Origin of the sequence: Bacteroides sp. DH3716P (assembly GCF_025914115.1) — a bacterium.
GTDB classification, from domain to species: domain Bacteria; phylum Bacteroidota; class Bacteroidia; order Bacteroidales; family Bacteroidaceae; genus Bacteroides; species Bacteroides ovatus.
In genome coordinates this window covers 4,374,666-4,387,308 of the sequence record NZ_CP083673.1, presented here as the reverse complement: position 1 = coordinate 4,387,308, position 12,643 = coordinate 4,374,666, and the positions used below count along the sequence as shown (strand labels likewise).

Below are 12,643 nucleotides of genomic sequence, written 5' to 3'. Positions count from 1 at the left end.
CTAAACTTTTTATAAACATACACGTTGAATGGTAGAGGAAAGGCTAAATTACCCTGTCAATCATCGCTATCAAATAATCGCATTTTCCACGTTCAATATCATTACTAGCCAAAGAACGAGCTTGTATCAAATAGCGACGTGTACTTTTCAACTTATCATAGCAAATGGCTTCGATATCCGTACCGACATAGAAATTGACAGCAGTCATAGGTTCCATACCCGATTGCTCTTCTGTTGCAGATATAGAGGCAAAAGTTGTCAGCAACCCTAATGATTGTAACTTATGATTAGTTTGCTCGTTGAGAGCAATGGAAGTTATTCTTGTTGATACAGCCTTGTCAATAGCCTTTAATGTCGGACACATTCCTTTTAAAGAACTGATATATACAGACAGTTGTGCAATCATTGGAGCACTTAAAGGTTTCCCATTTAAAGTTTCTTTGAATAATTGTTTCTCTATATCATTCAAATATGCTTCTTGGGTATAAGGTCTAGTTGATTTCTCTACACTCAATCCCATACGCATCAAACGAAACATCAAAGACATCATTGGATACCCGTTATTGTAAATCCATGCTGACATATCAGGATTGACACCACCTAAACGCAAGAAATCCTTATTAGAGTCCAGCCAACTTAAATCATAGAAGGTACTGAATATCTTTTGTAAGACTTTCTTTTGCATATCTGCCGATACCGGTTGATATGAAGGAACATTGCTTTTTTCGTTGGCTTCATTGATATAAATACCTCCGATATAAGAAGATACAGGTGACAATGTTTTATTGATTAATTCAATAATCACAAAATCAGGAAATAGCTCCCGGTAATCATTGGGGATATTATCGTCGTGAAACCAGGCAGGACTATTTTTAACTACATATTTCACATGAGCGATTTGTGCATCTAAAGAGGCTATCGGATCATTACCTAAATCATAGTTTTGGCAACGCGGGTCTGTAGCATAAGCTGGTGAACGCTTTCCATAGAAATAGCGTGGATCTCCATCGTGTTCCATAGCCCATTTCTTCAACATGTCTGATTCATTTTCACTGGTGGCGGCATACAGATATTTGAGCGTAAATGCATCACATACACCCGGTTTGTCGACAATCAATACCACTCCTTTTTCTTTATCACCGGGCTGTGCCAGATAATTGTATAATACGTTGTCCATGACTGAAGCTGTGATACCATATTTTTGAGTAAATTCAGGAGAACGCAGTTCCTCTGGGGAGTATGCTGCAGAACCAGCCAAATTAGTTGCCAATCCCAAACTAAGACCAAATGCTTTTAGCATACGTGCTGTCAGATTCTCACAGATCACCTCATCGGCAATGTAATAAGTCCGGAAGCGCGGATCAATCTCTGCCATTTGGTATACTCCATTGCGACGTACGCTGACGGCAAGGTCGCGTGGTACTCCTATCTTGGTACTTAAGATTTCTCCAGTGCGTAAATCAGTGACATTGTACGCAGTAACTTCCGAGTTGTTGTTATTCAGGAAAGCAATCGTATTTATCATTGGGTTATTAGCACGGAAAGTTGAACCTTTCTCATACGGTTTTATTATGATTGGTTTTCCTATTCCTAAGTCTTCAAATATTATATTCCATTCATCTGCACTTTTTTGGATGGCTTTTACCCAGCTATCTTGAATCAGAGTGTCGATGTAGAAAACAACAGGTTGTTGCGTCGTTATATTACGCCGTGTTACATAATATCCTTTCTTGAAACGTTTTTCATTACGATAGTCCGTGTATGCGATATAACCTGTTCCTACACGTGGGTTGGCTTCGCGGGTATTCATCTTTTCTTTTGACAGTAGGGCTAGTGTCGTTTGTACCGACATGGTTAATTCCGGTTGTTCTTTGGAGACGAATCCCATGATGCTGATGCTCAACTTTGCAGTACAGTTTTGAGTGATACTGATACAATTGTCGAATGCATCTGCAGAGTCCACAAAAGATGTTTTACTTTGAGGGGAAGCACTTACAATTGTGAGCATACCTCCATAACTGCGTCCGCTAAGATTGAGTACATCTTTATTGGAACAAGAGAAATAGGAAGTGGCATTAAATACAACAGCCGTTGAATCGCTGGTGTATCCTTCAATTGGAAATGCTTTGTAAATAGCATTACTACGAGATAATGCAAAAGCCGCTTCTTGATTATCGTCCTGTTCGTTGAGGCGAACATTGTATTTCGGATCTCGGAATAATATTAATGAATCGGTTTTATCAATAATCAGATACCTACTTTGAGCAGCTTTTGTGCCTGCCAGTGAAATGTCACTTGCAGTAGTGATGGCAGAGTTTACTAAAAAATCCCGTCCCATTAATTCAACCGGTAGTTCCAGATAAATCTTATCCTCGTACTGATGAACTGTGATTGTCCCTTTATTGACTGTATGTTTCTTCTTATCTTTGAAAAGCTTGTCGTAGACACTCTTTTTTTTCTTTTGAACACTGTCAGTCTGTTGTTCGGTTTTTGCTTTTCCTTTTTTCTTTTTGGAGCGGGCATTGGCTTCATTTGTTGATCCGATAATCAACAAAATTGCCATCAACCATAAAAATAGTATTTTCATCTTTTGTCCCTCCCTTATTTTAAGTTGATGTCGAGCATCTTTAATAATAATTCATAGTGAGCTTTCGTCTTCCCTGATGCACTGGCTGCCTTTTGTTTCATCAGTTGTTTGGCTTTAGCTATATATGCGTATACATCTGCCTGGGTAACTTTGGCTGTCATAGAAAAACGATTCAACGGTCTCCATTCAAAACCTGCTACAGGGTTGTGTATAACATCCTCTTTGATAGCATGTCCCTGGCAACAAGTATATCCGAACTGGCGGTGATTGATGTCAAGTGGTTTTTCTCCGGTCAATGCTTTCCCGGCTCCTTTAATTGTGAAACCGGCAGTTTGCATCATCATGTATATATATTGTTTCTGGAGATTCATTTGGGATTCTGTTAATGTACGTCCGGAAATGGTCGGTTTCCATACAAAATTGTATATCATGTTGAAAGCCTCGGCAGCAGTAAATGAATCTTTCTCTAATCCTTCGTATTGTGATACCTGAAAAGGTACAGGCAGTATATATCTCAACATGAAGTTTTGAATAGTTTGTTTAGGGGAACCGGAAACCGGAAATTTAGTTAATAAGTTTTTGTTGTCAAGCCAATCCAGATCATTATAAATTTCGAATAGGTAATTCAGGGCTTCTTTTTGTTGTGCCTTCGGAATTTGTGCAAAACGTGGCATTGTGTCCCCTTCTTTAACTTCGTTGACAAAATAGCCACCTACATTGCCTGCTACATGGGTAACATACATTGCAAGTTGTTCTACGATACCAATAAATAAATCTTCACGGTATTCGTATGTATCGTCACCTTCGGAAATCCAACTTTCCAAATTATTCATGATATACTTAAGGTTCTTGATGCCATATCGAGTTGCTTTCATAGAGTTGTCACCAATATCTTCCGTTTGTGAACGGGGATCAACAACTCCATATACTTGTTGTTTTCCATATCGGTACACTGGATTTTCTTTAATGGCATCAGTGATCCATTTGCCTGTTATAATTGCTTCTTCCTCTGCAGAATTAACATTGAATACCGGAGTATACGTCCATTTTATGAGGTATTTGTCGTATTCACCAAAGCGGGGTGGAGTCAATTTAACGCCACGTTCTTTATCGCCAGGTTGTGCTACATAGTTGAAGCGGGCATAATCCATAATGGAAGGAGTAGTGCCATACTTCTGCGTGAATTCCGGTGAACGTAAAGAATCTACCGGGAAAGTGGAAGAAGCTCCCATATTATGCATAAACCCTAAACAGTGACCGATTTCGTGTGAAAGTACATAGCGTAATGCGTCTCCAACCATTTCATCCGGAATATTGACAGTGCGTACATCCTTATCGGCTTGTGCTGTTTGCACGAACAACCAGTTACTGATAAGCTTGATAACATTATGATATAAATATACGGAGGCATTCAAGATTTCTCCGCTTCGTGGGTCTACCCATGATGGTCCCATAGCATTCTCAATGCTTGATGGAGCATAGCGAACACATGAATATTTGATATTGTCCGGATCGAATTCCGGATCATCAGTCGGGAAATCTTTGGCTGCTACAACATCTTTGAATCCAATCTGCTCGAATAATTCATTCCATTGGGTGACTCCTTCCCGCAGATATGGTTTCCATTTTTCCGGAAAAGTGTTATCGATGTAGAAAACAATCTGTTTAGTGGGTTTCACTTTCTCACCACGTAGGTAGGCAGCAGTGTCAGACGGTTGTATATCCCATCGATTGGCATAGTAAACAGGTGCGGTTGTTTTAGCTCCTTCGCCTAGTTGTTCGCGTCCGGTAAAGAATACACCGATCCGGTAATCTGCCATACGTGGACGGTAAGGCTTTTCTTTCAACAGCATGATAGAACGTGTCATTTCTGCGGTGAATGGACGGTCTTTTATGAGTGACGCCCCTTGTGAATTGCTGACAGAGAATGTATATGACAGACAGCTTTTAATAGAAACATTATCTTTGAAAGCCTTGATTTGTGAAATGTAAGAGCAGTCGGATTGATAATTCTCTGTACGATTGTACATTCCATAGATTGAATTACGATCGAATGGACTCATTTTTTTGTTGTCGCCCAGGAAGACGCTGCTCATATCAAAAACGATAGCAGTAGAGTCATTATTGTATGCTTGAATCTTTTGGTTGCTTAAAATTGCTCCCAGTGTACTTTTGCGTAAAGCTTCATCAATTTGTGTGTTACCAGTAATATAGTCAGTGTTTACCTGACGTAACTGTACATGTGTTTTATTGCGTGTGAATACTACGTGAAGAAGATCGGTCGGTTTAGAACCGACTACTGCATTGCCATTATCAGAGATACTGGTGACAGTGGAACCAATAAGCATATCTTTATTGATTAAATTCACAGGAAGTTCAAAATATACTTTTCCATCCAGCAGATGGAGAGTAATCAGTCCTTTGGCTATTTCATGCTTTTTCTTGAATAGTTTGTCATATTCACTTTCTTTTTTAGCAGGAGTTGTTTGTTCTGTTTTTGCCTTCTTTTTTTTCCAGAAGAATGGAAATTTACGCTGTGCGTCAATGGTGGTAGACGAAGCTACCACCATTGCTGCAAGTAAGAGGATTTTCTTTTTCATATCAGTTCTTTAATGTATTTTTATGAAATTAGATTAATATCCGGTTGTTGTTACATCTAGGATTTTACCAAAACCATCATAGATTAGGGCTTTAGAAATATCCAAGGTTCCTGCACCGGCCTGTTTCATCGGAACAATTGAGACTTTTCCGTTAAATTCTGCGGATTGGGTCACAATAATGAGGGCTTTGTTATTCCATGCATTTGGGGCAATAGTTGGTGGATTACCAGTCATTACATTAATTTGATTGGTATATTGCCCTTGTTGATATAACTTGGCCTTTGTAATTTTTTCTCCGTTACTGGGGGTAAACTGTGAGGTGGTGGAGACAGATACTTCATTTCCCATACCGTAAGTAAATGAGTATATAGCTGCATCTGTTACTACATATAATACATTATTTGTATGTCCGAAGAAAATAGATACAGCTTTGTCTAGTAAGGTTTTTCCTGTCGTTGGAATAATATATTTGTTTTTTGCTGCTGCTGGTTGTTCTGGTGAAGTCACAATCCATCCCTCCCAATTATCAGGATCTTCATAGTAGCCTTCTTCTGCTTTATATTGGCTTAAAGTGTAAATAGCATAATTTCCACTATTATCGTCTTTAAGTAAGAAAGTGGCCAATGAGCCATCTTGAGAACTTGTTGCGGCAATAGCTGTTTGACTCCCCATGTCATTAGGATCGAAATCCGGATTTGAGATATACGGAGTACATGTGTTATAACTCGTGCCATTTAAGGAATAAAAGGCACCTTTGGGTTTATCTAACCATACTAAATGGTTGTCTCCAATACTATATGAAGAATTTGCTGCATATACATTGTTATTGATTTCAAATCCATTAAAAACAGAATTAGGCATAGAGAATTTGTTACCTGCTACGTTTAAGAATGAATATAGTCCATTATTTGTATAAGCGATGAAAAGTTGTGAAGAACGAATATAAGATTTTACTTGAAAATCGGTGGGGCAATATAAAAATATTTTTTCATCTTCCCATGTCCCGTTTATTGAATAGTCCTTACAGTTGAAACGAATGCTTTTTCCTGTGGAAGAAATAGCCCAAATCTGATTTAAGTGAGAACTACCAAGTATTGCTGTGTTCCCCATCACCTCATAGGTTAATGAAGTCAATAATTCATCATATGCTGCTCCATTAGCAGTTTCTAGTATGTGACGGAATATTCTTTCTTCTTTTGTATATTGATTTGTTATTTGAGAATTGTTAATCAAAGTAAAATCTGTTGTTGTTCCGTTTTCACTATCTGCGATCAACAATCCGTCTAGGAAGCTACTTTGTACATATAATTCCCAAGAATAAATATATTGTAAGTTATCATTTGCTACATCTGTTACAGTCAATTTTAACGTATAGGCTCCATTTGATATAGGACGATTTATAATACCATGAAAGTCTTTTTCTGTACCAATAATTTCATAAACAGGATTATTAGTTGAGGGTTCCTCGGTTACAGCCCATTCATAGCGCAAATTAGAACCATCAAAACCATCTTGGGTAATAGATGGTACAATATCGACAGGAGATTGATAACCTACGTATATTGAATTTTCTTGATTTTTATCGTTTATACTAATTTGTACTTCTGGAATAAGGTTTGTTACAAATGAACTTTTATCCTCATAACAAGAAGTAAACCAGAGAATATTAGGCAGCAGTAATATTATTAATTGAGTTATATTATTTTTCTTCATAATTTTATAGAATTATATAAATTAATATGTTCTGGCTTCTATAATTTGTCCTTTCAAATTACCTTCGTTATGAACTAGGGGGGTATCGGGATGTTCTTTCTGATACTTTTTTAGATAATCCGCTAATTTTGCAGCATAAGCTTCATATGATTTGTCTGTTACGAATAATCTATAATTGGCGAGATATTTATATGTAAAATATGTTGGTCTCTGTGGTTGGTCAGGATGCGCAGTCATATCGTCCCAATCATCCCAGTCTAAAGCTGTTACAATTGTTTTTAAAGCATTGGAACTATAAGCTGTTGTAGAATAAGAGGTTGGAGCTAGGGATGATTTTATTAGTGAATTATATGTCATCCATACATATCGTTCAGTCGCTGGAGGGGCAATGATATTGTTGTTCCAACTTACTGTTGCTGTGATATATTCTTTAGGGCCTAACCCTAGAGTTGATGACTCCTTTAGCTGGATATAAAGTTTATATGATGCTCCATTTTGTATTTCATCAGTATTAAACAGCCTTATTTTTATTGTTCCTTTTAAACTATTTGCGGGAATCACTGCAGCAGTTATTTCATAACTGTTTTCGGGGGCAGTGGTTTCCTCCGCATTGATTACATAATTCACAGTACGGTCTTCTGTCGATACATTTCCGACCAAAACTAAAGGCAATTCATATTCACCATATTCATCAAAGGGATTCTCCAGAAAAGAATAATTCCCTTTAAATATGTCGGTTTCTGCATCGTACTCATTCGTAGAATTGAATCTGACAGCATTATATTGACTGTCAAAATATGGTATTTCTTCCTTGCCGCAACTAATGAGGCATAAAGAGAAACAGCTTATCGCTAAGACTGATTTTATAATTATTTTTTTCATATTAATATTGTTTATTGTACACGACCGGATTGTATTTCGAAGGTAGGATAAGGCAATAAATATTGCGTATCTGTCATCTCTTCACTATAATTAGGAATAGATTTACACCCTGTTCGCTTATAGTAATAGAACATGACACCTTCGGAAATGAATTCTTTGTGATATTCTTTTTGTATTTCTTTTATGATTTGATCTGCATTTAGATTTTCAAGAGGGGTGCTGATACCTCTGTTTTCGCGAATCTTATTTAGCCTTTGTAATGCCATGTCAAGATTTGGGGTTGCACTTGTTGCATAGCATTCTGCAGCAATATAGAATATTTCAGGCAAGCGTATTAGAGACAAGCGGTTCTTATTGAATTCGTCTAAACTTGCTTGATGAATTTTCATAGGGACATATCCTCTGGAATCACTTTGGGTTTGATCTAACATTCGTGTGAAACGAACATCTGAATTTATGCCTTCATATATATTTTCAACATCTGTTGGAGATATATACATAGCTGTATAGTCTGTGTTGACGAAGTTGGGTATTATATATGAGGTAATTTTGGACGTAACGTCTGAAACATTTAGGCTAAATAAAGCTTCGGATGCTAGAGAACGGTTAGATTGAGAAATTTCTGGTAACAGGTAGGAGTAAGTGTACATATCGTCCATAACAATTCCATTATCACCGATAGCTGTGATTATCTCTTCAGTAGCATTTAAAGCTTTGTCTATGCTTTCTTTACTGCCTTCCCATAAATATACACGTGCTTCCAATGCTTTGACTGCATAATAATTGAGTCGTAAAGTTCTATCTTTGAAGAAACCATCTGCATCTATACTTGTGTAATAAGAAGCCGGATGTTTTTTTGTGATCGGGTCGTATTCCTTTAATAATTTTTCTGCGGCTTCCAAATCGTTGATAATCATTTGAAGTGTCTCTTTTCCTGTGCGTTGAGGAGTTGGGATCGATGATAAAGTTGTTACATATGGAATCGTTTTTTTAGAGTTTAGTTCTGCGGAACGGTTTTTCCAATCACCATATCCATATAGGCGCAACAGATCAAAATGTATATATGCACGAATGGCAAGAAGTTCTCCTTTGATAACATGATAATAGACTTCGTTCAGACTTGACTCCTGTCCTTCCATATTAGTTAATGCTTCATTGGCATTGGCTATTACAGAATATGCTTTAGCCCAGATATTTTCGATGTCCGAGAATATTTGTGTGTGGTCGTAATTGAATTTTTCATATTCTTGCATTTCTCTACTATTACTTGAATTGGAAGTCACAGGATTAAATTGATGACCTAATATTTCAATTGCATACCAGGATAATTCTTTACCATAAAGGGCATTGTCTGTCATGCTAATATAACAACCTATTAAAGATTGTTGGAATCCGGCTAGAGTGCTATAATGATCTTTTTCTCGAATTTCAGACCCTGAAGTAACATCGAACCAGTCGCTGCAAGAGGATAATGTTACTACGGACGTTAATAGGATTAATATGTATTTTTTCATCTTTATAAAATTTAGAGAGTGGCTGTTAATGAGAACGACATATTTCTTGCGAAAGGATAATTTAAACCTCGTTCTATTTTTATAGAAGAGAACGTTGCAATATCATTTAAATAGAATGATAAACGCAGACGTTGCATACTTAATTTCCTATAAATGGAACTGGGAAACTCATAATATGCACTGATGGAAGAGAGTGATAATTCACGCCGATCCTGTACAAAGCGAGTGGTAGCACGTGTAGTTGTTTCAGAATTAAATTTCTTGTATGGTGTTACTTGTCCGGGAGTAGTCCAACGACCAATTAGCAATCGGCGATCCACATTGTAAGCAATATTTGCATTTTCTACCCGACTGACGAGGGTTGAATTATACATTTGACAACCAGCAAGATAACTTATAGTAGCGCTTAATCCGATACCTTTATACTCGGCTGTGAAACCGCCTGTACCACGATACTTAGGATCGGAGTTACCAGCAGCGACCATATCATTGGCTGAATAAGTATAGGTGTAGGTACCATCTTTTTTAATGTATATTTCTTGTCCGGTTTGCGGATCAATACCGGCTGAAGGAACTGCCCATATTGTTTTCATAGATAATCCGTCTTGATACATTAATACAGGTGCAGAGGTATTATTATCTTCTGCTTGTTTCATCATTTTTTCATTGTAAGCCCGCATACTCTCTGACAAACGAATTATTTTATTTCGGTTATAGGCAAATGTTCCATATACATTTACAAAACCTTCTTTTCCTTGCCATATTGTATAATTAGCTTTAGCTTCAACTCCAGAATTACGTACCAATCCTAAATTATCTTTTACTATTGCGAACCCTGTAGAAGTTGGGATTGTTACATCGGTTAACATATTCTTGGTATCTGCTGAGTAATAGTCAACAGAAAGGGATAATCCGGCAACTCTCATATCAATTCCTATATTATGATCCTTTTTCTGTTCCCATTTTAATTTGGAGTTAGGCATAGATGCTAAATAAGCTCCTGTAAATTTGCCAGCTAAGCCTCCATATACGACGCCTGTGTAATAATTATATGTAGCAATTGCTGCGTTGGTATCAAAGTTTTGATTTCCAGTCAAACCAATCGAGGCCCGAAGTTTTAACTGTTTAATCCATCCAACACCTTTCAAGATGGCTTCATTGTGCAGGTTCCATCCAATACCAAAAGACCAGCTATTGGCCCAACGGTTATCTGAACCGTATAAGGAAGATGCGCTTTCCCGAACAGTTGCATCGGCTAAATAACGATTGTCATAATCATACGAAGCGGCTAATAGGAAGCTGGCTTCACGGTTAATTGTGGAATAACCAGTAGGGGTACTGTTTTCTGCATATTGTTTTGCGAATGAAATATCTGCCTTCTGATTATTGGGGAAACCTTCTGCCGTGTGTCGATATGCTGATGATTTTTCTCCGGAGATAAAGGCACCGGCATTTCCAAAGATAGTATGTTTACCAAATTGATTATTATAGTTTATATTCAAGTCTCCGGAAATAGAACTGGATTTACCATTTTCCATAATATACTTACCACGCTTAAGTATATCATTAACATTTGCAAAAATGGAATGTGAGGCGGGATAGAAATCATCCATATCATTTCGTTTTTCAGAGACTCCTATACGTGCTGTTGCTTTCCAGTTTTTATCAACTTGCCATTCTGCATAAAAATTATTGGTGAATTGTAAATAACTGGAAGTAAAGCTGGTTCCGATAATAGAATTATACATAGGGTTAGCTACTTTGCTTGATGTTGAGCCAATTTGTTCTACCCATTGAACTATATTCCCATTTTCATCAGTTGCTTGCCAATATGGATTCATTCTGGAATATTCGCTAAATTCTCCATAAGGGGACTCATTACTTTTGTTAGATATGATTGATAGGATATTCTTTAGTAATAGTTTGTTATGTCTGTATGATAAATTTATATCACCCGATATATTGCGGCGGTCAGATCCCTTCATAACCCCAGTAATCTGATTATAAGTAAGGTCTAAGATTGCACGTAAATTTTGGGAATCGCCTAATTCTATATTTAGGTTATGTTTATGTCCTATGCCAGTGTGAAGTGGCTTGGATAACCAGTAGGTATCTAATCCTTCTAATGCAAGTTTTCGTCGTCCATTATATAATTGATCTAATTGGATTTGTGTATTGGCGCTACTACTTGTATATACTCCGTCTAAACGTTCTGCTTCCAATTTTTCAAATGCATTACAAAGGTCATAACTGGTTAAATCCGGCATTTCCAAAGAAATACTACCATTATACGTAATACGCTGTTGATTTCCGGTTAAACGTTTTGTTTCAATAACAATTACACCATTGGCTGCTTTAGAACCGTAGAGAGCTTTTGCTGAGGCGTCTTTTAAAATTGTAATGCTTTCAATTCGGTTCATGTCCATGTCCATTATTGTCTCAGCAGTTGTTTCAAAACCATCAAGAATGAATAAAGGTTGATTGGGTTGATTTTGATAGTTGCTGCGCAAAGAACTGCTTTCTGTCGTTGGAAAACTGGAAGTTCCACGCATTGACATATCCGGAACACTATTGGGATTGGAGCCCATATCAAAATTATCTGCAATGTATATTGTAGGATCCAGATTTTTCAAACTCTGGAACACATTCTGATTTCCGACACGCATCAGATCTTTGCTCGAAATAGTAGTTGCTGCTCCAGTAAAACTTTCTGCTTTACGAGTATAAATTCCAGTAACGATAACTTCATCTAATTTAGTATCACTTTTTAGAGTAATATTTTTTCGTACATCATTCCGACCACTATTAATCATTACTTGCTGAGTAGACATTCCGATATATGAAAAGGTGATAGTACATGCGGTATTAGCTGGAATCTCTATATTATATTTACCATTATTATCTGTTATGGCAAAGCGTTGAAGATCACTAATCACAACATTAACACCGGGCAAAGGATATCCTTCTTCATCCGAAACGATACCTGTTGCGATACGTTTGCTTCCTTGTTGTTCCACTTTAGAGATAGTGACAATATCTCTTTCCATGCTGTAAGTGAGACCCGTGCCATTGAGTACGGTACGTAGTACGTTATCCACAGTTTCATCTTTTACATGGATAGTGATGGGTTTCAGTGACTTTGTCTGTTCTGTATTGTAGACAAAGCTTAATCCGGTTTGTTGTCTTAAAGCATCGAAAAAATCTTTGACAGTGACAGATTCCAGATTTAAAGTTACTTTTTTGCCACTTTCTGGAATGGCAAGCATCATTGTGGGTAATAGTAATAATACTACTACCAGAGAAAGTATTCGGATTCTTTCTCTACTTTTTGTCTTTCTCATTCTTTC

6 protein-coding genes are annotated in these 12,643 nt (G+C 37.2%); all 6 read right to left on the bottom strand.

Annotation, left to right across the window (positions count from 1 at the left end):
- Positions 1–43: 43 nt before the first annotated feature.
- The 6 genes from KQP79_RS16405 to KQP79_RS16380 are packed head-to-tail and all read right to left on the bottom strand — an operon-like array spanning position 44 to position 12,637.
- On the bottom strand, positions 44–2,587 hold the full coding sequence (locus KQP79_RS16405; protein WP_234120847.1) for a zinc-dependent metalloprotease: 2,544 nt from the start codon (positions 2,585–2,587) through the stop codon (positions 44–46).
- Positions 2,588–2,601: 14 nt separating this feature from the next.
- Entirely contained in the window at positions 2,602–5,187 is a 2,586-nt protein-coding gene (locus tag KQP79_RS16400; RefSeq protein ID WP_009040618.1) for a zinc-dependent metalloprotease, read from the bottom strand.
- A 33-nt stretch (positions 5,188–5,220) separates the two neighbouring features.
- Entirely contained in the window at positions 5,221–6,900 is a 1,680-nt protein-coding gene (locus KQP79_RS16395) for a PKD-like family lipoprotein (protein ID WP_004314582.1), read from the bottom strand.
- A gap of 21 nt (positions 6,901–6,921) precedes the next feature.
- Positions 6,922–7,782 (bottom strand): DUF4843 domain-containing protein, encoded by an 861-nt coding sequence (locus KQP79_RS16390; RefSeq protein WP_004314581.1) that lies wholly within the window; start codon positions 7,780–7,782, stop codon positions 6,922–6,924.
- Positions 7,783–7,793: 11 nt separating this feature from the next.
- Positions 7,794–9,296 carry a RagB/SusD family nutrient uptake outer membrane protein gene (locus KQP79_RS16385; RefSeq protein ID WP_008771507.1) on the bottom strand — a complete coding sequence of 501 codons (1,503 nt, stop codon included), beginning with the start codon at positions 9,294–9,296 and terminating at the stop codon, positions 7,794–7,796.
- 11 nt (positions 9,297–9,307) lie between these two features.
- On the bottom strand, positions 9,308–12,637 hold the full coding sequence (locus tag KQP79_RS16380; protein WP_004314579.1) for a SusC/RagA family TonB-linked outer membrane protein: 3,330 nt from the start codon (positions 12,635–12,637) through the stop codon (positions 9,308–9,310).
- Positions 12,638–12,643 lie beyond the last annotated feature (6 nt).